Source organism: Amycolatopsis sp. NPDC102522 (assembly GCF_055584485.1).
This window is the reverse complement of sequence record NZ_JBVJLY010000006.1, coordinates 120,747-142,709: the sequence shown is the minus strand read 5'-3', so window position 1 is coordinate 142,709 and position 21,963 is coordinate 120,747. Positions and strand designations below refer to the sequence as shown.

Annotated in this window: 13 protein-coding genes and 1 pseudogene; 8 read left to right on the top strand and 6 right to left on the bottom strand. The window is 71.6% G+C overall.

Annotation, left to right across the window (positions count from 1 at the left end; translation table 11 throughout):
* Window positions 1-21: 21 nt before the first annotated feature.
* Genes ACZ6YV_RS17340 through ACZ6YV_RS17310 form a run of 7 tightly spaced genes read left to right on the top strand, consistent with a single transcriptional unit; the run spans window position 22 to window position 16,196 of the window.
* Window positions 22-1,026 carry an ABC transporter substrate-binding protein gene (locus tag ACZ6YV_RS17340; protein WP_465510541.1) on the top strand — a complete coding sequence of 335 codons (1,005 nt, stop codon included), beginning with the start codon at window positions 22-24 and terminating at the stop codon, window positions 1,024-1,026.
* The gene (locus ACZ6YV_RS17335; protein ID WP_465510540.1) at window positions 1,023-2,006 is read left to right on the top strand and encodes a FecCD family ABC transporter permease; all 984 of its coding nucleotides are present in this window, start codon (window positions 1,023-1,025) and stop codon (window positions 2,004-2,006) included. The genes ACZ6YV_RS17340 and ACZ6YV_RS17335 overlap by 4 nt, the downstream gene beginning before the upstream one ends.
* Window positions 2,003-3,025, top strand: a complete 1,023-nt coding sequence (locus ACZ6YV_RS17330; RefSeq protein WP_465510539.1) for a FecCD family ABC transporter permease — start codon at window positions 2,003-2,005, stop codon at window positions 3,023-3,025. Before ACZ6YV_RS17335 ends, ACZ6YV_RS17330 begins: the two co-directional genes overlap by 4 nt.
* A complete protein-coding gene (locus ACZ6YV_RS17325) occupies window positions 3,022-3,798 on the top strand; it encodes an ABC transporter ATP-binding protein (RefSeq protein WP_465510538.1) in 777 nt (258 codons plus the stop codon). Before ACZ6YV_RS17330 ends, ACZ6YV_RS17325 begins: the two co-directional genes overlap by 4 nt.
* Entirely contained in the window at window positions 3,792-13,757 is a 9,966-nt protein-coding gene (locus ACZ6YV_RS17320) for an amino acid adenylation domain-containing protein (RefSeq protein WP_465510537.1), read from the top strand. The genes ACZ6YV_RS17325 and ACZ6YV_RS17320 overlap by 7 nt, the downstream gene beginning before the upstream one ends.
* Entirely contained in the window at window positions 13,754-15,160 is a 1,407-nt protein-coding gene (locus tag ACZ6YV_RS17315; RefSeq protein ID WP_465510536.1) for a DHA2 family efflux MFS transporter permease subunit, read from the top strand. Before ACZ6YV_RS17320 ends, ACZ6YV_RS17315 begins: the two co-directional genes overlap by 4 nt.
* The gene (locus ACZ6YV_RS17310) at window positions 15,153-16,196 is read left to right on the top strand and encodes a 3-deoxy-7-phosphoheptulonate synthase (protein WP_465510535.1); all 1,044 of its coding nucleotides are present in this window, start codon (window positions 15,153-15,155) and stop codon (window positions 16,194-16,196) included. Before ACZ6YV_RS17315 ends, ACZ6YV_RS17310 begins: the two co-directional genes overlap by 8 nt.
* A gap of 37 nt (window positions 16,197-16,233) precedes the next feature.
* Here ACZ6YV_RS17310 and ACZ6YV_RS17305 read toward each other — a convergent pair whose 3' ends face one another.
* The 6 genes and pseudogenes from ACZ6YV_RS17305 to ACZ6YV_RS17280 all read right to left on the bottom strand — a co-directional run.
* Window positions 16,234-16,665: an SRPBCC family protein gene (locus ACZ6YV_RS17305; RefSeq protein ID WP_465510534.1), complete on the bottom strand. Its 432-nt coding sequence runs from the start codon at window positions 16,663-16,665 to the stop codon at window positions 16,234-16,236.
* Between the two features lie 134 nt (window positions 16,666-16,799).
* On the bottom strand, window positions 16,800-17,426 hold the full coding sequence (locus ACZ6YV_RS17300) for a hypothetical protein (protein ID WP_465510533.1): 627 nt from the start codon (window positions 17,424-17,426) through the stop codon (window positions 16,800-16,802).
* A gap of 342 nt (window positions 17,427-17,768) precedes the next feature.
* Window positions 17,769-18,425, bottom strand: a complete 657-nt coding sequence (locus ACZ6YV_RS17295) for a response regulator (protein ID WP_465510532.1) — start codon at window positions 18,423-18,425, stop codon at window positions 17,769-17,771.
* Window positions 18,404-19,474, bottom strand: coding sequence for a histidine kinase (locus ACZ6YV_RS17290; protein WP_465510531.1), 1,071 nt, complete (start codon window positions 19,472-19,474; stop codon window positions 18,404-18,406). The genes ACZ6YV_RS17295 and ACZ6YV_RS17290 overlap by 22 nt, the downstream gene beginning before the upstream one ends.
* Window positions 19,467-20,570: a sensor histidine kinase gene (locus ACZ6YV_RS17285; protein WP_465510530.1), complete on the bottom strand. Its 1,104-nt coding sequence runs from the start codon at window positions 20,568-20,570 to the stop codon at window positions 19,467-19,469. Before ACZ6YV_RS17285 ends, ACZ6YV_RS17290 begins: the two co-directional genes overlap by 8 nt.
* Window positions 20,571-20,595: 25 nt before the next feature.
* Window positions 20,596-21,049 (bottom strand): annotated as a pseudogene (locus ACZ6YV_RS17280) (TolB family protein); the annotation flags it as partial.
* Window positions 21,050-21,331: 282 nt separating this feature from the next.
* Between ACZ6YV_RS17280 and ACZ6YV_RS17275 the strand changes: the two are divergent.
* A complete protein-coding gene (locus tag ACZ6YV_RS17275) occupies window positions 21,332-21,952 on the top strand; it encodes a hypothetical protein (protein ID WP_465510529.1) in 621 nt (206 codons plus the stop codon).
* The last annotated feature ends 11 nt before the right edge of the window (window positions 21,953-21,963 follow it).

Genomic DNA, 21,963 nt, shown 5'->3' with positions numbered 1-21,963 from the left:
ACCGAAATAACGAGGAAACCCATGCGCACCACAAGAACCCGTCGGCTCACCGGAGCGCTCGCGCTCGCGTTGACGGTCGCGACCGCGACCACCGCCTGTGGCTCCGGCGAAGACGGCAAGCCGGCCGAAGGCGGTCAGACCCGGGTGTTCGCCGCCGACAACGGCCAGATCACCATCCCGGTCTCGCCGAAGCGGGTCATCGCCACCGGCTACGCCGTGCCCGCGCTGCTCGAAGCGGGCGCGCCGCTGGTCGGGGTGTCCAGCTGGAAGCGCGGTATCCCGCTGTTCAACGAGCAGGAGCGCAAGAAGTACGACGAGCTGGCGAAGGTCGCGGGCGAGGCGGCGTCGGAGACGAACTACGAGGCGATCGCGCAGGCGGATCCGGACCTCATCGTCATCGGCGTGCCGAAGCCGGTGCTGGCCGACATCGACATCAAGCGGCTCGAAGCGATCGCCCCGGTCGTGGCGATCGGCCCGTCCGTGCCGTCGATGTGGCGTGACCTCTCCCGCAAGCAGGCCGACGCCGCCGGCGCGGCCACCGGATTCGACGCGATCAAGACCGCGTACGACACCAAGGCCAAGGGCCTGACCGAGAAGTACAAGGCCGTGCTGCCGCAGCTGAAGCTGGGCCACGTCGGAGCGTACGGCGAGGTCGCCAAGGGCAACTTCCAGCGCGAGTTCAACGGTTCCTGGGGCACCAACATCGCCCAGGACCTCGGCGCCACCTACTACGGCCAGGTCAAGGTCAAGGGCGGCGGCTCCAAGGACGTCAGCGAGTACCCGTCGATCGAAGAGCTGTCGACGGCGTTCGCCGAGGCCGACGCGATCACCTACTCGGTCAGCGCCGACGGTGCCGTCCCCGCGCCGGTCAAGTACGTCCTCGACTCGCCGCTGTGGAAGGAACTCCCCGCGGTGAAGGCGGGCAAGGTCTACCCGTTCCGCTACACCGAGGCCGCCACCTACCGGGCCGCGACGTCCACTTTGGACGCCATCGACCAGGCGTTCGCGCCGCTGATCGAGAAGTGACCACCACCGGGCGGTCCGCGCTGCTCGGCGCCGCACTGCTCGGGCTCGTCGTGGTCGCCGTGCTGAGCGTCGGCATCGGCGCGCACGCCATCGCCCCCGGCGAGGTCGTGCGCGCCCTGCTGGGCGACGGGAATCCGAGTGACCGGGCGGTCGTCCTGGACATCCGGATGCCGAGGGCGGTGCTCGCGATCGGGGTCGGCGCGGCGCTCGCCGTCGGCGGCGTGCTCGTGCAGGCCCTGTCCCGCAACGCCTTGGCCGAACCCGGCGTGCTCGGCGTGACCGCCGGGGCCGGGTTCGCCATCGCGGTGGGTTCGGCGTTCGGCCTCGCCGCGTCGGCACCCGCCGAACTGGGCCTGGCCGTCGTGGGCGCGTTCGGCGCCTCGGCGCTGGTGTACGCCGTCGGCAGCCGGTCGCCGTTGCGGCTGGTGCTCGCCGGGACCGCGCTGAGCGCCGTGCTGCTGGGCCTCACCCTCGGCCTGCGGCTGCTGTTCCCGGACACCTTCGACGTCTACCGGTTCTGGTCGGTCGGTTCGCTGGCAGGGCGGGAACAGGCGCCGACCACGGTCCCGCTGATCATCATCGGCCTGTCCCTGCTGGGCGCGCTCGCGGTGAGCCGTCAGCTGAACGCCATCGCGCTCGGCGAGACGGTCGCGCACACGCTCGGCGCGAACGTCGCCCGCGTCAGGACGATCACCTTGCTGCTCATCACGCTGATGGCGGGCGCGGCCACCGCGCTGGCCGGGCCGATCCTGTTCGTCGGGCTGATCGTGCCGCATCTGGCGCGGCGGGTGGCGGGCGCTTCGATCCCGTGGCTGATCGCGTTCGCCGCGCTGCTCGGGCCGGTCCTGATGCTGGTCGCGGACGTCGGCTCCCGGGTCCTGCTGCCGACCGGCGAGGTCCCGGTCGCGATCGTGACCGCGTTCCTCGGCGGTCCGGTGCTGATCTGGGCCGTCCGCAAATACGGGGCGGCGCCGCTGTGACCACACTCGTTCTGCGGCGCGGGCGGTTCTCCGCCCGGATCGAACGCCGCACCCTCTGGTTCGTCGTGGCGATGCTCGTGGTCATCGCCGGGCTGACGCTGCTCGGACTCTGCTACGGCGCGGCGTGGGCGAGTCCCGCCCGCGTGTTCGCCGCGCTCACCGGCTCCGGTGGCGGCCCCGGCGTGGTCATCCGGGAATGGCGCCTGCCCCGGGTCCTCGCCGGGCTCGTGTTCGGTGCCGCGCTCGGACTGGCAGGCGCGATCTTCCAGAACATCACCCGCAACCCGCTCGGCAGCCCGGACGTGATCGGCCTCGACGCCGGCGCCTACACCGGCGCGCTGTTCGCGATCACCGTGCTTTCGGGGACGTCGACGCAGCTGACGATCGGTTCTGTGCTGGGCGGGGTGATCACGGCGGCCGTCGTGTACGCGCTGTCGCTCGGCGGCGGGCTGTCCGGGCTGCGGCTGATCGTGATCGGGATCGCGATCAACGCGATGCTGACCGCGTTCAACTCGTGGATCGTGCTGCGCGCGGAACTCGAGATCGCGATCGCGGCGGTCGGCTGGAACGCCGGTTCCCTCAACGGGGTCGGCTGGGACGACGTCGCCATCCCGTTCGGGGTGCTCGCGGTGCTGTTCGTCGTGCTGTTCACCCGGGCACCTGCGCTGCACCAGGCCGCGCTCGGCGGTGCGCTGGCGGTCACCACCGGTGTCCGCTGGGACCGGTTGCGGCTGGTCCTGGTGCTGATCGGGGTCGGCTGCACGGCCACGGTCACCGCCGTCGCCGGGCCGATCGCGTTCATCGCGCTGGCGGCGCCGCAGATCGGGCGGCGGCTGGCCCGCACACCCGGGATCGGCCTGCTGCCCGCCGCTCTCACCGGCGCCGTCCTGCTGACCGGCGCCGACCTGGCCGCCCAGATGCTGCTCGCGCCGGAATCGCTGCCGGTCGGTGTGGTCAGCACCGTGATCGGCGGCGGCTACCTGATCTGGCTGCTCACCAAGGAGGTGCGGCGCACATGAGTGCCCGCTTGACCGCGCGGGATCTGACCCTGCGCTACGGCGACCGGATCGTTTCGACCCGGCTGAGCCTCGACGTGCCCGACCGCGCGTTCACCGCCGTCGTCGGACCGAACGCGTGTGGCAAGTCCACCTTGCTGCGCGCGTTCGTCCGGCTGCTGCGTCCGTCCGGCGGTGAAGTCCTGCTCGACGGCAAGGACGTCGGTTCCTTCCCCGGCAAGGGTTTGGCGCGGGAACTCGGTTTCCTGCCGCAGGATCCGGTCGCACCGGAGGACGTCCGCGTGCGGCAGCTGATCGCGCGCGGCCGGTTCCCGCACCAGTCACTGTTCGCGTCGTGGTCCGAAGAGGACGAACGCGCGGTGATCGAGGCGATGACCGCGGCCGGGGTGGCGGGGCTGGCCGACAGGCCGGTCCAGGAACTCTCGGGCGGACAGCGTCAGCGCGTGTGGGTGGCCCTGGTGCTGGCGCAGAAGACGCCGTACCTGCTGCTCGACGAACCGACATCGTTCCTCGACATCGCGCACCAGTACCAGCTGCTGAACTTGCTGGCGCGCCTGCGCGACGAAGGGCGCACGGTGATCGCCGTCCTGCACGACATCAACCAGGCCTGCCGCTACGCCGACCACCTCGTCGCCTTGCGGGACGGCCGGATCGTCGCCGAAGGTGCTCCCGCCGACATCGTCGACGCGGAGCTGATGAAGGAGGTCTTCGATCTCCCCAGTGTCGTCGTGCCCGATCCGGTGACCGGAACCCCGATGGTGGTGCCCTCATGCTGACCCTCACCGGAGCCCAGCTCGGGATCTGGACCGCGCAGCGCCTGGAACCCGACTCGCCGTACTACGTCGTCGGTGACGTCATCGAGATCGACGGCGATCGGCCGGTCGGCCTCGTCGCGCTGGCCGAAGCGATCCGGGCGACCGCGGAGGAGGCCGACAGCCTGCGGCTGCGCGTCTTCGAGACACCGGATGGTCCTCGTCAGCTGGTGTCCGCGGAACCGATGCCGTCGCCGCAGGTGGTGGACCTGAGTGGTGAGGCCGATCCGGAGGCCGCGGCGCACGCGCGGGTGGAAGCCGAACGGCGCCGGGTCGCCGAGGCGTGCCGGGGCATGGTGGACCGGCCGCTGTTCTCTCATCTCGTCCTGCGGCTTTCGGAGTCGCGGGTGTGGTTCACCCAGCTCGGGCATCACCTGGTGTTCGACGGCTACACCGCGGCGATGCTCGCGCGCCGGACGGCGGCTCGCTACACCGCTTCGGTCCAGGGCAAGGACGTGCCGCCCTCGACGTTCGCCCGGTTCGCCGATCTGGTCGAGGCCGATCGCGAATACCTTGCCGGGGAACGGTTCCTGCGGGATCGGGAGTACTGGCGCGAGCGGTTCACGCCGTTGCCGGACCTCGACGACGGCGGCAGCGCGTCCGGTCCGCCGGAGAACACGGTGACCGCGCGGGCGGTCCTGCCCGCTTCGGACGTGGTGCGCCTGCGTGAGCTGGGCAAACGCGCCGGGACGACCTGGGGCGACGCGCTGATCGCTTGCTACTCCGCTTTCCTGCACCGCGTGCTCGGCTGGACCGACGTCGTGTTCGCGATGCCGCTGATGTGCCGCGAAGGAGCCGCGCTGCGGACGCCGGCGATGGCGGTCAACGTGCTGCCGCTGCGGGTCACGGTGCTCCCGGCGGATTCGGGGGCCGAGCTGACCGCGAGGGTCGCGGGCGCGCTGAAGGAGATGCGCGGGCATCAGCGCTATCGCGGTGAAGACCTGCCGCAGGATCTCGCGGTGCCCGGCGCCGGGGCGCTGCTGCACGGTCGCGGCATCAACCTCAAGGCGTTCGACCTCAAGCTCGACTTCGCGGGCTCGCACGGCGTCATGCGCAACGTCGCGGGCGGGCCGCCCGAGGACATGGGCCTGTCCGTGCTCCCGACCTCCGACGGCGGGCTGTTGCTCGGCTTCGAGGTCGACGCGCGGACCCACGACCAGGCCGCCGTCGACGCCAAGCTGACCGCCCTGCGCTGCCTGATCACCGCGCTGACCGAACCGGACGGCCCGAGCGTCGGCGGCGTGGACCTGGTCCCGGCGGGGGAGCGGGACACACTCCTCAAGGCGTGGTCCACACCGGCTCCGGACGCCGAACTCCTTGGGGTACCTGAACTTCTGGCCGAACTCGACCCGAACCTGACGGCCTTGGTGTCCGGTGACGAACGGCTGAGCGCCGGGGAGCTCGTCACGCGGGTGCACCGGCTCGCCCGGGCGTTGCGGGCCCGCGGTGTCGGGCCTGACGACGTCGTCGCGCTGGCCCTGCCGCGGTCGGCGGAACTCGTCGTCGCTCTGCTGGCGGTGCTCGACGCCGGGGCCGCGTTCCTGCCGCTGGATCTCGCCCATCCCGTCGAACGGTTGCGGGAACTCGCCGCCGAAGCCGGTGCGGTGCTCACCGTGGCCCACGATCCGGAGATCGTGCCGGGGCCGCAGTTGCTGCTCGGCGAAACGGATCTGTCCACACTGGACTCTTCTCCGCTTTTGCCGGCACGCCATCCGGAACATCTCGCGTACGTCATCTTCACCTCGGGCTCGACAGGCCGTCCCAAGGGCGTCCTCGGCCGGGTCGGCGGGCTCGCGACACTGCTGCGTCATCACCGCGCGACCACGGTCGCCGAGACCGAACGCGCCGCGGGCAGGCGGCTCCGCGTCGCGCACACCTACTCGTTCGCCTTCGATTCCGCGCTCGATCAGCTGATGTGGCTGCTGTTCGGGCACGAACTCCACGTCTACGGCACGGATGTCGCCCGCGACGCCGACGAACTGCTGGCCGCTTTCGCCCGCGACGGGATCGACGTCGTCGACACCACGCCGTCGATGGCCGCGCCCCTGATCGAGGCTGGACTGCTCGACTCGCCGAACCCGCCAGAGCTGCTCGTCCTCGGCGGCGAGGCGACACCGCCCGCGCTGTGGCGCCGGGTCGTGGAGTCCGGTGTCCGTGCCCGCAACATGTACGGCCCGACCGAGGCCACTGTGGACGGTGCCGGATCCTGGCTGGACGACGGGGAACCGACCGTCGGGACAGCGGTACCCGGCACGGCGGTGCGAGTGCTCGACGCCGCGTTGCGCCCCACGCCCGCCGGATCGCCGGGTGAGCTGTACCTCGCCGGACCGCATCTGGCGCGCGGCTACCTCGGGCGCCCCGGCGCCACCGCCGAGCGGTTCGTCGCCGATCCGTTCGGCGCGCCCGGCGACCGGATGTACCGCACCGGGGACCTCGTCCGCTGGGTGCCCGGCCGCGGGCTGGAGTACCTGGGCCGCCGCGACGGTCAGGTGAAGGTGCGCGGCCACCGCGTCGAACTCGGCGAGGTCGAGGCCGCGCTGGCCGCCGTCCCCGGCGTGCGCGCGGCCGCCGCCGCTGTGCGAGGACCGAGGCTGATCGGGTACGTCGTCGGCGAGGTCGTCCCGGACGACGTCCGCGCGGAACTCACCGGACGGGTGCCGGAGCATCTCGTGCCCGCCGCGGTGGTCGTGCTCGACACGCTTCCGTTGACCTCCAACGGGAAGATCGACCGCGCCGCGCTGCCCGCCCCGCGCGCGGCGGCCGGGCGGACCGCCGCCACCGACCGCGAGCGGCTGCTGTGCGCGACCATCGCCGAGGTGATCGGCGTCGACGAGGTCGCCGTCGACGACGACTTCTTCGCGCTGGGCGGCGACAGCATCACCGCGATCAGCGTCAGCAGCAGGCTACGCGCGCACGGCCTCGACCTGCGCCCGCGTGATCTGCTGGCCCGCCGCAGTTTCGAGGCACTGGCCGCGGCGAGCGCCGAGATCGGCGGTCCGGCGGCGCCGCCGGACGAGCCGGTCGGTGAGGTGCCCGCCCCGCCGATCGTCCGCGCCCTGCTCGACCCGCATCCGGACGTCGCGACGATCGCCGGCTACACGCAGTGGACCGCGATCCGGCTCGACGAGGACCTGCCGCCCACTCTGCTGATCGAGGGCGTCCAAACGCTGCTGGACCACCACGACGTCCTGCGTCTGCATTCAGAGGACGAAATGCGGGTCCGCGAGCGCGGGGCTGTGAAGGCGTCCGACGTGGTCATCGAAACCACCGGGGACCCGGCCGAGGTCGCGGCGGAACTCGCGGCCTCGCTGGACCTGCGGACCGGAGTGCTCAAGGTCGCGCTGCTGCCGGATCACCTCGTCGTCGTGGTCCACCACCTCGCGATCGACGGTGTCTCCTGGCGTGTCCTCCTGCCGGACCTGCGTGCCGCCTGCGCCGGCGAACCGCTCGAACCCACCGGGACGTCGTGGCGACGGCACGCGCTTCTCCTTGCCGAGCAAGGGGCTTCCGGCGCTCGTCGCGGCGAACTCGACCACTGGCGCGGCGCGCTCGACGGCCCGCGGCTCGGCCACCGGCCGCTCGACCGGGCCACCGACACGGTCGCGACCGCGCGGCGCTCGACGACGTTTACCTCACCGGAACAGACCGACGCGGTGCTGAACAGCCTGCCCATGGCTTACCGCGCCGGACCGGACGACGTCCTGCTCGCCGCGCTCGTGCTCGCCCTCCGGTCGTGGCGGGGTGCCCCGGTCGAGGCCGAAACCGTCTCGCTCGAAGGGCACGGCCGGGACCAGGACGGCCTGGATCTGTCGCGCACCGTCGGCTGGTTCACCGCCGAGCATCCGCTGCGCGTGCCCGCCGCCGCGGTGGCCGCGACCACGGACTTCGACAGCGCGCTCGCGGGCGGCGACGCGGCAGGGAAGCTGCTGCGGGCCGCCAAAGAGGCCAAACGCGCCGTGCCGGATAACGGTGTCGGCTTCGGCGTCCTGCGGTATTTGGACCCGCTCACCCGGGACGAACTCGCCGCCGTCCCGCCGCCGGACGTCGTCCTGAACTACCTCGGCCGGTTCGCGGCACTGCCCGGCACCGGCTGGCGGCTGCCGGAGGAGGACCCGTTCGCGGTCACCGAGCCGGACGCCAAGTCGCTGGAACAGGTGCTGGCGTTGAACTGCTTCGTGCGTGAGGACGGAAGTCCCCGGCTCGCCGTCGAATGGACGGCGGCCAGTGCGGTGCTCGACGCCGAAAGCGTTGAGGCGCTGCAAGAATCATGGTCCCGTGCGCTGGAGGCGATGGCCGCGCACGCCGCCCGGATCGGACCGGACGGCGGGGGGCTCACGCCGTCCGACCTGCCGTTGGTCGGCCTCGAACAGGCCGACATCGACCTGCTCGAACGCCTGGGCCGGGTCGAGGACGTCCTGCCCGCGACCCCGCTGCAGACCGGGCTTTCGTTCCACACCCTGGCGCGCGGCACCGAAGACACCGACGTCTACGTGGTGCAGGCCGTCACCCTGCTCAGCGGCGCGCTCGACGCCGACCGCATGCGGGAGGCCGCGGCGGAAGTGCTGCGGCGGCATCCCGCGTTGCGTGTCCACCTGCACACCACCGACGCGGGAGAAGTCGTCCAGGTGGTGCCCGCGGAGGTCACGCTGGACTGGCGGTCCGCGAGCGTGTCACCGGAGGAAGTCGCGGCCGAATGCCGGGCCGAACTGGCCCGCCCGTTCGACCCGGCGGCTCCGCCGTTGATCCGGTTCCTGCTGCTGACGCTGAGCCCGGACGTGCATCGCCTGGTGCTCACCAACCATCACGCGCTGCTCGACGGCTGGTCGATGCCGCTGGTCGGCCGCACCCTGCTGGCCACCTACGCCGAACTCGGCGGCGGCCCGGCGGCCCCGGTCGCCCCGCCGCTTTCGGAGTACCACCGGGTGCTCGGCGAACGTGATCCGGACGCGGCGCTGGAGGCGTGGCGCGAGGCGCTGGCCGGGCTCGACGAGGGCACGCGGCTCGCTCCCGCGAGCCTGGAGTCCACTGTGGAGCGTCCCGAGCGGGTCACCGTGGAACTGGGCGGGGAGTTCAGCGAGCGGCTGCGCGCCTTCGCCCGTGAACGCGGGATCACCCCGACGACGGTGTTCCAGACCGCCTGGGGTGTCCTGCTCGCCAGGTTGACCGGGCGCCGCGACGTCGTCTTCGGCTGCCCGGTCTCCGGCCGCCCGGCCGACGTCCCCGGCGTCGAGCGCATGATCGGGCAGCTCGGCAGCACGATCCCGGTACGCGTGCGGTTCGACGCCGCAGACACCGCGGTCACCGTGCTGGAGCGCGTGCACACCGAAAGCGTCCGGCTCACCGATCACCACCACGCCGGACTGCCGGACATCCAGCGCGCGGCCGGCGTCGGCGACCTGTTCGACACGATGCTGGTGATGGAGAACTTCCCGCTCTCCAGCCGCGCCCGTACGACCCTGGCGCCCGGCCTCGACCTCGTCGGGGTCGACATCACCGACGCCACGCACTATCCGCTCACGGTGATCGTGCTGCCCGGCGACGAGTTCACCGTCGGCCTCGGCTACCAGCCGCAGGCGTTCAGCCGCGACGAGGCCGAGTCCTACGGCCGCTGGCTGCGGGCCGTGCTGCATGAAATCGTCGCCGATCCGGCGCGGCCGGTCTCCCGGCTGCGCGCGCTCGACGCCGAGGAAGAGCGTGCGATGCTGCGCCTCGGCGAAGGGCCGGAACCCCGTCGTGAACGGGGCGGCATGCTGGCGGAGTTCGGCCGCTGGGTCCGCGAGACCCCGGACGCAGAAGCCGTCGTATGCCGTGACCGGAGCCTGACCTACGCCGAACTGGACCGGCGGGCCAACCGGCTCGCGAACACCCTGATCGGCGCCGGGGTGAAACCGCAGGACCCGGTCGCGGTCCTGCTGCGCCGCGACGTCGACCTCGTGGTCGCGCTGTTCGGCGTGATCAAGGCGGGTGCGGTGCACGTCCCGATGGACCCGGACTACCCGGCCGACCGGCTCGCCTACATGCTCGGCGACATCAAGCCGGCCGCGGCCGTGTCCACTTCGGACGTCGAAGGTCTTCCGGTGGTCGACCCGGATGATCTGTCCACTGAGGACACGGATCCGGCCGTCCGGCTCGGCGATGACGCGCTCGCCTACGTCATCTACACCTCCGGGACCACCGGCAAACCCAAGGGCGTGGCGGTGCCGCATCGCGGCGTCCCGAGCCTGATCGCGCTGCAGGAGGACATCGTCGGGATCGGGACCGCCGAGCGGTACCTGCACTTCGCCTCGACGAGTTTCGACGTCGCCTTCTGGCAGTTCATGCTGCCGCTGCTGTCCGGCGGGACCTCGGTGATCGCGCCGGAGGAGGTGCGCGTTTCCGGCGACGACCTGCTGGCCTACGCCGCCGAACACCGGGTCACCGGGCTCAACCTGCTGCCGTCGTTCCTGTCCGCGATGCCCGACGACGCGACCGTCGATCCGGACGTGTTCTTCGTCGTCGGCGCGGAACGGCTCGACCCGGAGCTGGCGCGGCGCTGGGGCAACCGGCGGGCGCTGTTCAACGCCTACGGGCCGACCGAGGTCACCATCAACTCGGTCACCTGGCACTACGACCCGGCCGATCCCGGACCGTTGCCGATCGGCCGTCCGGATCCGGAGGTCCGCGCGTACGTGCTCGACGGGGGTCTTCTCCCGGTCGGCACGAACGTCACCGGCGAGTTGTACCTGGCCGGGCCGAAGCTGGCCCAGGGCTATGTCGGCCGGGCGGCGCTGACCGCCGAGCGGTTCGTGGCGGACCCGTTCGGGCCGCCGGGGGAGAGGATGTACCGGACCGGTGACCTGGTCCGCTGGCGCCCGGACGGGCAGATCGTCTTCCTCGGCCGCGCCGACCACCAGGTCAAACTGCGCGGGTTCCGGATCGAACTCGGCGAGATCGAGACCGCGCTGACCGCGCACGACGACGTGCGCGCCTCGGCGGTGATCGTCCGCGAAGACCGGCTGGTCGCCTACGTCGTTCCCGTGGACGGCACCGAACCCGACCCGGCCGAGCTACGCGAGTACCTCGCCGCGGAGCTGCCCGCGTACATGGTGCCGACGGCGTTCGTGCCGCTGGACCGGCTTCCGCTCGGCCCGAGCGGCAAACTCGACCGGGCCGCGCTGCCCGAGCCCGAAGCCCGCTCCGACGGCGGGCGTGAACCCGCCACCCCGGCGGAAGCCGTACTGCTGCGGGTGGTCCGCGAGCTGCTCGGTTCCGACGTCGGACTGGACGACGGGTTCCTCGACGCGGGTGGAGACAGCATCGCCTCGCTGCGGGTCGTGTCCCGCGCCCGTCGCGAAGGGCTGCATCTGACCGCGCGCGACGTCCTCGAAGGTGGCACGGTCACCGGAATCGCCGCGCGCTGCGGCGAACCCGAACGGGCCGAGGAAGCCCACGCTGTCGGGGACGCCCCGCTCACGCCGATCATGCGCGATCTGTTGCGGCGCGCGGGAAAGGCGGCCGACGGGTTCTGCCAGTGGGTCGAGATCTGCGTGCCTTCGGCGGACGACGTGACGCGGTGGCGCTCGGTGCTCGACGCCGTCCTCGCCCGCCACGACGTCCTGCGTGCGCATCTGGTCGAGGACGTGCTGCGCGTCCCCGACGTCGGGGCTGTGACCAGCACCGACGTGCTCACCACCGTCCGGGTGGCCGACGATCCGCGTGCGGTGCTGGACGCGCAGGTCGAGCAGATCGTGGCCAGGATGGATCCGCGCACCGGGCCGATGCTGCGGGCGGTGCTGGTGGACGCGGGCGAGGAGCGGCCGGGACGGCTGCTGCTGGTGGCACACCACCTGGTCGCCGACGCGGTGACCTGGCGTGTGCTGCTCGACGACGTCGAACAGGCCTTCCACGGCAACACCCTGCCCCGGCGCGGGCAGTCGTTCCTGGGCTGGGCGCGATCCCTGCGGGCGGCCGCGCCGCATCGAGAGGACGAAATGCGGTATTGGCAGGGGGTCGCCGCCGCGCCGGTGACCACGCTCGGCCGGACGCGGCTCGATCCGGCGCGCGACACCGTGGCGACCGCGCGGCATCACCGGATCGACGTCGGGGCGGACACCACGCACGCCGTGCTCACCGCCCTGCCCACGGCCTACCGCACCGGCCCGGACACCGTGCTGCTGACCGCGCTCGCCCGCGCGGTCGCCGCCTGGCGAGGAACCGAGGCCGATCTGCTCGTCGCCGTCGAAAGCCACGGCAGGCCGGGGCACACGCCGGACTTCGCGGGCACGGTCGATCTGGCGCAGACCGCGGGCTGGTTCACCGCCGTGCATCCGGCGCGGATCGCCCCGCCCGCCGGACCGGTGCCGGACGCGCTGCGCGTCGTCCGCGATCACTTGCGTGCGGCGGGAGACGGCCTCGGCCAGGGAATCCTCGGTGTCGAAGGCCCGCGGCCCGAGATCGCCTGGAACTATCTCGGCCGTTTCCCGGCGGCCCCGGTCACGGAAACCCCGTGGCAGCGGCCACCGGACGCCGATCCACTCGGTTCCGGTGGCGGCGTCGAGATGCCGCTGCCGTACGCGCTGACGGTGAACGCGATGGTCCCCGACGGCGGCACGCTCGGCGTCCGCTTCACCTGGCCGTCCGCGCTGTTCAGCGAAGACGGGATAGCCGTTCTGGGCGAGCATTTCCGCCGCGCGCTGGACGAACTCGCCGCCGATATTCCGGGGCCTGGCGAGGTCATGCCGCTGACGCCGTTGCAGGAGGTGATCCTGCGCGAGTCCCGGACCGCGGAAGAAGATCCGTACCCGGTGCAGGCCGCGTTCACACTGTCCGGTGACCTTGACGTCGAGGCGCTTCGGGCTGCGGTGACCTCGATGGTGCGACGGCAGCCGAACCTGAGTGCTGTGTTCCCGCCGTCGCACGAGGTCCAGGTCGTCCCCGTGGAGCCACAGGCCGGGTTCCGTGTCCGTGATGTGTCCGAAGTGGACACAGTGGACGCCGCGCTGGACGAGGAGCTGGCGGAGCCTTTCGACCTCGCGAACGGGCCGCTGTGGCGCGTCACAGTGCTGCGGCAAGGGCCCGGCCGTCAGACGCTCGTGCTGACCAGCCACCACCTGCTGTCCGACGGCTGGTCCGCGCCGCGGATCCTCGGCGAGTTGTTCGCGCTGTACGAGGGGAAGCCGTTGCCGGAGCCGGTGCCGCCGGCCCGGTACACCCGCCTCCTCGCCGCGGCCGATCACTCCGCCGACGTCCGGGCGTGGCGGGCGGAACTCGACGGCCTGCCCGAAGGTGACCACCTGCCGCGCACCGTCGGCGCCGCCGAACCCGCTCTGTTCACTGTGGACGGTCCGTTGGTCGCGGAACTGACCCGACTGGGCGCGGCACGCGGGCTCACCGTCAACACCCTGCTGCAGGGTGCCTGGGCGGCCGTGCTCGCGACCCACGCCGGGCGCCGGGATGTGAGCTTCGGGGTGATGACCGCGAACCGGACATCCGATGTGGACGGTGTCGAGGAGATCATCGGCCTGCTGGCCAACAGTGTCCCGGTCCGTGCCCGGTTCACCGGGACGGTCGCCGAGGCGCTCGCCGACCTGCAGGCGAGGCAGCAGGCGATGGCCGGGCATCACCGGATGGGCCTGCCCGAACTCGCGTCGCTCGCCGGACGCGAGCGGCTGTTCGACAGTCTGCTGGTGTTCGAGAACTACCCGGTGGACCCGGCGAAGCTGCGCGAACCCGCGCCTGGCCTGACCGTCACCGGGACGAGGTTCCGCGAACGGACGCACCACGCGGTGAGCGTCACCGTCGTCCCGGGCGAGCGCGGCTGGGAAGGCGTCCTCTACGCACGGCACACAGACGCTCGTTCGCTGGCCGACGATCTGGTCCGGTTCCTGCGGGACCTGCCGTCCTGGCTGGACGGCGACGCCGCCGGATTCGTGGGGGAGCGGTGACCGCGCGCCCGATCGACGCCGCGCTGTGGCGCACGGCGGCCGTGCTGGTCCTCGGCACGTTCATGGCGACCTTGGACAGCACGATCGTCTCGGTCGGCGTCGACACGCTCGCCGAGGAGTTCGGCGCGCCGGTCACCGGCGTCCAGTGGGTGACGACGGCGTACTTGCTGGCCGTGGTCACCGCGGTGCCGGCGTCCGGCTGGCTCGCGGACCGGTTCGGCGGCCGCCGCGTCTGGCTCACCGCCGTCGCGGTGTTCCTGCTCGCGTCCCTGCTGTGCGCGCTGGCGCCGACTTTGCCCGCGCTCATCGCTTTCCGTGTCCTGCAAGGGCTCGCGGGGGGTCTGCTGCCGCCGACCGGGCAGGCGCTGCTGGCGCGAGCCGCCGGACCGGATCGGATCGGCCGCGTGATCAGCGTGGTCGGTCTCGTGCCGCTGTTGTCGCCGGTGCTCGGCCCGCTGGCGAGCGGCACGATCCTCGCCGTCGCCGACTGGCCGTGGCTGTTCTACGTCAACCTTCCGGTCGGCGTGGCAGCGGTGATCCTGGCGCGGCGCTGGGTCCCGGCGGGTGAACCGGGCGGCAGGGGAGACCGGTTCGATTTCCGGGGCGCGATGCTGCTTTCGCCCGGGCTCGCGGTGCTGGTGTTCGGGCTGACCTGGTTCGAACAGGGGAACCCGGTGGTCGCCGGGATCGCGGTCGCGGCGGGCGTGGTGATGCTCGCGGCGTTCGTCCGGCACGGGCTGCGGGCCGAAGCGCCGCTGCTCGATCCGAGGCTGTTCACCAAACCGCCGTTCGGGGTCGCCGCGCTCGCACTGGTGCTGCTCGGCGCGTCGGTGTTCGGCACGATGTTCCTGCTCCCGCTCTACCTCCAGCGCGGCGCCGGACTGTCCACTGGGGACACCGGTCTGCTGCTGGTGCCCCAGGGCATCGGCGCGGCGGCCGGGTCGGTGCTGGTGACCCGGCTCGTCGACCGGATCTCGCCGCGCACCCTGGTGCTGAGCGGGATCGGGCTGGTCGCCCTCGGCACCGCCCCCTTCACCCAGCTCGGTCCGGGTGTCCCGGACTGGGTGATCGCGGTTTCCCTGCTGCTGCGCGGTTTCGGCGCGGCGCTGATCGGCGCGCCGGTGATGACGATCGTCTACCGCCGGGTCGAACCCGCCCGGCTGCCCCGCGCGGCCGGGGCGCTGAACCTGCTCAACACGCTCGGCGGCTCGATCGGCACCGCGGTGCTGGCCGTGGTGCTGCAGGCCCGGCTGGCCGCGCGCGGCCCGGACGTCGCAGCTGCCTTCGCCGACGCTTTCTGGTGTGTTCTCGGCCTCGCCGTCGTGGCGGTCGCCGGTGCGACGCGGCTGCCCCGCACCGGGGTGGCCGCCCCCGACAAGAAGAAAGGTCACGCGGATGCCTGACCAGGACACCCTGCCCAGCCCGGCCGAGGTGGCCATGAGCGGCGTCGTGCCGGACGAGATCGCCCGGCACCGCGAAACCGTCGCGGACGTCCTCGCCCGGCGCGACTCCCGCCTGCTCGTCGTCGTGGGTCCGTGTTCCGTGCACGACGCCGGCGGCGCGCTCGAGTACGCGCACCGGCTCGCCGAAGTGTCCGGACGGTTCGCCGACGACCTCGTCGTGGTCTTGCGCGCCTACCTGGAGAAACCGCGGACGATCGCGGGCTGGACCGGCCTCGTGCCCGACCCAACCTTGGACGGCAAGGGCGACCTCGCGGCAGGAGTCCGGATCGGACGGCGGTTCCTGGTCGACGCCGCCGCGACCGGGCTGCCGCTGGCGTACGAGTTCGTCGACCCGTTCCTGGCGCCCTACTTCGCCGACACCATCAGCTGGGGCGCGATCGGCGCGCGGACCGTGGCCAGCCAGCCGCACCGGCACCTGGCGTCGTGGCTGCCGATGCCGGTGGGCATGAAGAACTGCGTCTCCGGACGGCTGGACACGGCCGTCGCCGCGGTGCGGGCGGCCGCGCTGCCGCACGTGTTCCCTGGCGCCGCCGCGGACGGGCGACCGCGGATCCAGCGCAGCACCGGGAATCCGGACGCCCACCTCGTCCTGCGCGGCGGTCCGAAACCGAACCATCACGCCCACGCCGTCGCGGACGCCCTCGACGCGCTGACCACCGCCGTCCTGCCGCACCGGCTCGTCGTCGACGCGTCGCACGGCAACAGCGGCAAGGACCACAACCGGCAGCCCGTGGTCGTCGCGGACCTGGCCGATCAGATCTCGGCGGGCAACGACGCGCTGGCCGGGGTGATGATCGAGTCTTACCTCGCTGACGGCAGGCAGGACGTCGGGTCCACGCGGCCGCGGCCGGATCTGAGCATCACGGACGCCTGCTTGGGCTGGGAACGGACCGTTCCGCTGCTGGAGTCTCTCGCGTGTGCGAACGCGGTGCGGCGGCTGAGCGCTCCGCGGCGCGCCGGAGCGTCCCGCAATTAGTCGACTGGTTGCGTTCGTGACCCTTTCATGACACTCGCTAAAGCGCTTCGAGGGCCTTCGTCATCTCCGGCACCAGCTCGTCGCCCATTTTCTCGAACTGCCGCTTCAGGAAGGGATCCGCGAGTTTCGCCAGCCCGTGGAACTCGATGGTGGCGTGATAGCTGATGGTCGTCGTGCCGTCTTCTTCGGTCACCGTCAGATCATCGGTGGAAGTGGCGGTCTTGTTGTCGCCGACGAACACGATCCGCCCCGGTTCGAGCCGGTCCAGACGGTAGGTGAGTTCGGTCTTCTTGCCGCGGAACTCGGACACGTTGTGCCACTGGGCCCCGACGACGATCGGGCCGGTGTCCGCGCGGGTGCAGGACACGGTTCCGGGATCCCACGCCTCGGCGTGGGCGAAGTCCCGCAGGTAGTCGACGACGGTCTGGGCGGGAGTCGGGACGGTGATCGTCCGGTGCACGTGAACCACCCGGTAAACGGTACGCACCGGTACCGCGCGCCGCAGTGTGGCCAGTGTTGGGTGAGTCGTGGCGGGCTCACCCAACACTGGCCACGGCTGCGCTGTGTCACATACTTCGGCGAGACTCGATTGACTGCGGGAATTTACTTCTTCCAGACGACCGGCTTGTCCTTGTAGGCGTCACTGTCGCTGAAGGTCGCGCCGCCGACCTCGTCGCCGTCCTTGATGGCCTGGAGCCCACAGGTCTCGAAGGTCGCGCCGACGGTCTTGAAGTCCTTCTTCGCCGTCTCGGACTGGCACTTCGGGGTCTCGCCGGTGATGATCACGCCGGTGCTCTTGCCGTCCGGGCCGACCGCGCGCAGCCGGATCGAGCTGTAGGTGAGGTCCGTGCCGCCGACGTTCTCCACCGACATCCGGATGTACACCGGCGTCATGCCCTTGGCCTTGTCACCGTAAGCGGCGAGGTCTTCCTTCGCGCCCAGTTCGATCGCCTTGACCGTGATCGCGATGGTGCCGGACTTGTCGTTGCCGTACTTGAACGGCACGACGGCGCGGTCGCCGACCTTCAGTTCGCTGCCCGGCGCGGTGGCGTCGGCGTTCGAGACCGGGACGGTGCCGCTGGTGGCGGGCGAGGACTCGGGAGCCGACGACGTCGGAGCGGGCGCGGGGGCGGGAGCCGGGCTGCCCCCGTCTTCCTTGCCGCCGCACGCGGAAAGCAGCAGCACGGCCGCGCAGCCGGTGGCGAACAGGGCGATACGGTGGGACTTCATGGATCTCCTCGGACTTCTCGCCGGGTCGGCTCCGGCGTACTCGCCACGCACCGTAATCGATGCCGGAGTACGGCGGGGTGGTCCGTTCGCACCACGGATGATCACGATTCGGTTACGCTGATCGGCCCAGTCGTTGTTACTTCTTCCAGATGATCGGGTCTTCCTTGTACCCGTCACCGTCGGTGAAGGTCACGCCACCGATCTCGCCGCCGACGAGGTCTTCCTTCGGCCCGATGTCGATCGACTCGACGGTCTTCCCGCCGAATCAACTCCCGGCGTGTTTGCTACGCAAGGTAGTCACTGAAGTGGTCCGATGCTGTGGCTCGTTCACACCACAACCGATCACAAATCGCTTACGCCGATCAGCCCGTCCTGGATCGCGCGCGCGACGAGCGCGGCCTTGGTCGGCGCCTCCCGCCCGATCTGCGCGTACTTGACCCGAATCCGTTCGAGGTGCGAGTTGACCGTGTTGGGCGAGATACCCAGCCTGTGTGCGACGAAGTCCTTCGACTCGGACTGGAACCACTCGATGAGCACCTCGGTCTCGCGCGCGGAGAGGGCGGGACGCCGCTCCGAGCGGTCCCCGGCCAGCGCGCCCGCGAGCGAGGGCGGCGTGTACGACCGGTCGGCCGCCGCCGCGCGCACGGCTTCGAGGAGGTGTTCCGCGCCCTCGGCCTTGGTGAGATAGCTGAGCGCGCCGAGTTCGAGGCACTGCAGGACGGTCTCGTCGTCGGCCCGCATCGAATAGACGATGACGCGCCGGCCCGCTTCGGTGAGCCGCCGCAGATCGCCCATCGCCGGGGTGGTGCTGTTCAGGTGCAGGTCGAGGATGACGACGTCGGCTCTCGCGCCCTCGCCGATCCAGGCGGCCCGCACGTCCTCGCCCTCGGCCACCACGGTGACCGGCGGGGTGCCCGAGGACAGCCAGTGCACGACCCCGGCCCGTACGGCCGGATGATCGTCGACGACCACCGCGGTCAGTTCGCTCGCGAATGCCATTTCGCCTCCATCCACGATCGTTCTCCCAACGCGTGCCATTCGACGTCGACGGCGCCCGATCCGTTCGGTGCCGCGCGGGGTTCACCGTCGGTGATCGCGGCGACCCGGATCTCGTCGCCGGTCCGCAGGACGCTGACCCTGGCCTGCGACCGGGCGGCGACCAGCGCGGTCATCAGCGGCCCGGTCAGTGCGCGGCGCACGTCGGTCGGGACGGGCGCCGGTTCGCCGCTGACAGCCAGGGTCACCGTCAGGCCCCGCCTCTCGGCGAGGTCGACGCACGCCGAAACCTCGTGCACCAACGGATCCGGGACGTCGTCGTTCTCCGCGAACAGCCTCCGCAGCTGCGTCGCGGCGAGCGTGCAGCGCTGCCGGACCGCCTCGTCACGAGGGTCCAGGGTGCGGTCGGCCAGTCCGGCGAGCAGCGGCAGGGTGGCGCCGAGCTGACCGGCGAACCGGCTCCGCTGATCGGCCTCCCGCTGCTCGGCGAGCGCCTTGCGATGGGCCTGCCGGTCCCGTTCCGCGGAGGCCTCCGCGGCCTCGCCCGCCCGCCGGTTGACGACCCTGATCAGGGTCAGCGTCGCGGCCTGGAAGGCGAGCACGCCGAGCCCGACGATCGCCACGGCACCGATCTCGCCGCGATCGGTGGGTGCCGAACCGATCTGCCGGGAGAGGGCGAGCGTCACGTGGACGCCGAGCGCGGTCATCGCGATCACGGGCCGGTCCAGCAGCAGCACCAGCAGATGCCAGCCCGCGAGACCGGACGCCCAGTCCTCGTCGCCGAACAGCTGATCCGCGGGCATCGCCCAGATCGCGAGCGCCGAGGCGGCGAGGACGACCACCGCTCCCGGGAGCGCCACCGGCCAGGGGACCGGCTTCCAGCGCAGCACCCACCACGCCGCCACGACGAGCACCAGGGCGAGCGCGGTGAACGCGATCCGGCTCGCGGTGTCGTTCAGCCGGGCCAGGCTGAGCCCGACCTGGATCACCGCCGTCGCGAGCAGGACCGCGATCCGGCAGCCGCCCAGTACCCGGTTCGCGGTCTCATTCATGGGGCCACACCAGAGCCACCGTGGTCCCCGCGCCCGGCGCGGAGGTCACCTCGGCCCGGCCGCCCACGGCGGCCATGCGCTCGACGAGCGAACCCCGGACCCCTCGCCGCTGGGCCGGGGTCTCCGCCGGATCGAAACCGCGGCCTTCGTCCCGGACAGTCACCCGGACACCGTCTTCGACCGTCAGCCGGGCCTCGCCGACCCCGGCGTGCCTGTCGACGTTCACCAGCGCCTCGCGCACGGCCCGGACCAGCGCGAGCGCCGCCGAAGCCGGGATCGGCGGGATCGGCGACCAGTGCGTCTCGACCTTCACCGGGCTCTGCGCGAGGACGCCGCGCAACGAGGTCTCGAGGTCGACCACACTGCCGGGACCGGATTCGCCGGTGAGGATCGCGAGATCCCGGCGGGCGTACTCGGCGACTTCGGCCGGGTCCGTCGTTTCCCCGCGCTGGGCCACCGTGAGGAAGGTGGCCGCCGCCGTGTCGTGCAGGACGGCCAGATACTCCCGTTCCTGCCGTCGCCGTTCCACGGCGAGGGATTCCTCCCGTGCCAGGCGGGCCCGGCGTTCGCGGAAGTGGTCGATCCGGCGCGTCGTCCGTGACAGCAGGAGATACGCGCCCCGGGCGAGCGTGGCTTCGAGCAGCACGCGCAAAACCACCGAGAAGCCGTCCTCGAAACCGAGCGGCACCACTTCGATCGTCAGCAGGCAGACGATGGCGGGCACGGTGATCTTCGGCGGCCACTCCCATTGGAGGGTGATCGCGGTGATCGTGAGGACGTTCAGCGCCCACTGGTTCAACTCGCCCGCTTCGGGCGCTGTCAGGAACTGGGTGCCGCAGATCGCCGCGGCGCGCACCAGCGTCAGCGCGAAGGCCACCGGCCTGCCGCGGCCGGTCTTCCCCGCCAGGTGCTCGGCCACGGCGGTGACCAGTGCCAGCGCGAGCAGTCCGAAAGCGAGCGGGAGCGCGCCCGTCGGCGTCGCGAGTACCCCGAAAGCGCTGATCACCAGCAGTCCGGCGCCCCGGGCCGGACCGGCGAACCGGCCGACCACCCGCAGGAACTCCGCTTCGACGGAGGTCTCACGATCTGACGGCACGGGCAGCAGTCAAGCAGGCAAAGGGTCACCGCACCACCGCGGGGGAGGAGGCGGCCGGCCGGACGAGGACGGGCGCGCCGGTCCCCGTCGGCGGGCACCGCGTAGATCGCTTTGTCCCGGCCGTAAGCGACGGTCCGATCGTCCAGCCACTGTGGCTGGTCGTCCAGATGCGCCGGGTCGGCGAGCGGGACATCGCGGCCGTCCACCAGGGACAGCACGTGCAGCCGCCAGCGGTCGCCCTCCCGGAACTTGTAGGCGACGCGGGTGCCGTCCGGCGAAAGCGACGGGCATTCGACGTCGCGCCGCAGCGTGGTCAGCGTCCGGCTCCGGAGATCGCCCCGCACCAGCCAGGTGCCGCCAGCCGACGCGGCGGTGGCGAGGGTGATCATCGCGTCCCTCGGCGCGGTGCGGATGCCCTTGCCCGCGCGGTCGGCGCCGATCACCAGGCCGATCGCGCCGAGCGAGGACTCCTCTTCCGGCTATGCAGGGAAGGCGATCAATTCGTTAACGTGCAAGGAATTCCGGGATTCTTCCGACCCTAATCGCGAACGGATCCCCGTCAACGAAAAGCCGTTCTCGACGCTGGACAACTAACTCTGAACGGGGCCCGGGCGACCCGACGAAAGTCGGGCGTTCCGGGCGGTACGCTGCGCCTTCATGACGGGGTGGCATCAGCGCGCTCAGTTACCGGCAGAACGGGGAGAACGTTCACCGGTCTGCTGGGACCGCGGCGGCCACGCGGCAAGGTGAACCCTCGCGCGGTGGCCTACGACCAGGTGTGGCGCCGTCCCGAGACGATCGCCCGCGCACTGGCGAAAGTGGACGCGACGCCGGCGGAACTCGACACTCCACATCGGCTTTCGCAATACGTTTCGTACCGTGTCGACGGCTACGGTCACGAAGAATCGTTGCGGGTCCGGCGGCTGATCCGCGCCGACCACGACGGCACCTCCCGGTTCCTGTTCGTGATCCGCTGTTCCAGCCTCACCAGGGAACCGATGGTGTTGTTCACCGAGGGCTGTCGTCCGGCGCGGTTCCGCGCGGACGTCCCGTCGTCCACTTGCGCCTTCGAATTCGCGCTGGATCGGACACTGGCGGCGGGAGAACTGGCCTTCGTGGAGTTCGGCGTTCGATTCCCGCCGGGACAGACCGGGAAGCACGCTCAGATGGCCATCTTCCGGCCCGCGAGGGACATGGCGTTGAGCGTGGCGTTCGATCCGGCCTGTCTGCCTCGGCGATGCTCCGCGTTCTTCCGTTCGCGCAGCGCGTCACCACCGGAAGAACGCGGAGAAACGACCTTCGACCAGGAGACCAGCACTTTTCAGTTCATCACGCTGGACCCGCTTCCCGGGCAATACGGAATTCGATGGAGCTGGACCTGAAACCACCCGGT

Excerpts from the sequence above, each read along its gene's own strand:
- ACZ6YV_RS17295 (WP_465510532.1), bottom strand. The coding sequence starts at position 18,425 with ATGGCATTCGCGAGCGAACTGACCGCGGTGGTCGTCGACGATCATCCG.
- ACZ6YV_RS17340 (WP_465510541.1), top strand. The coding sequence starts at position 22 with ATGCGCACCACAAGAACCCGTCGGCTCACCGGAGCGCTCGCGCTCGCG.
- ACZ6YV_RS17320 (WP_465510537.1), top strand. The coding sequence starts at position 3,792 with ATGCTGACCCTCACCGGAGCCCAGCTCGGGATCTGGACCGCGCAGCGC.
- ACZ6YV_RS17300 (WP_465510533.1), bottom strand. The coding sequence starts at position 17,426 with ATGAAGTCCCACCGTATCGCCCTGTTCGCCACCGGCTGCGCGGCCGTG.
- ACZ6YV_RS17290 (WP_465510531.1), bottom strand. The coding sequence starts at position 19,474 with ATGAATGAGACCGCGAACCGGGTACTGGGCGGCTGCCGGATCGCGGTC.
- ACZ6YV_RS17325 (WP_465510538.1), top strand. The coding sequence starts at position 3,022 with ATGAGTGCCCGCTTGACCGCGCGGGATCTGACCCTGCGCTACGGCGAC.
- ACZ6YV_RS17310 (WP_465510535.1), top strand. The coding sequence starts at position 15,153 with ATGCCTGACCAGGACACCCTGCCCAGCCCGGCCGAGGTGGCCATGAGC.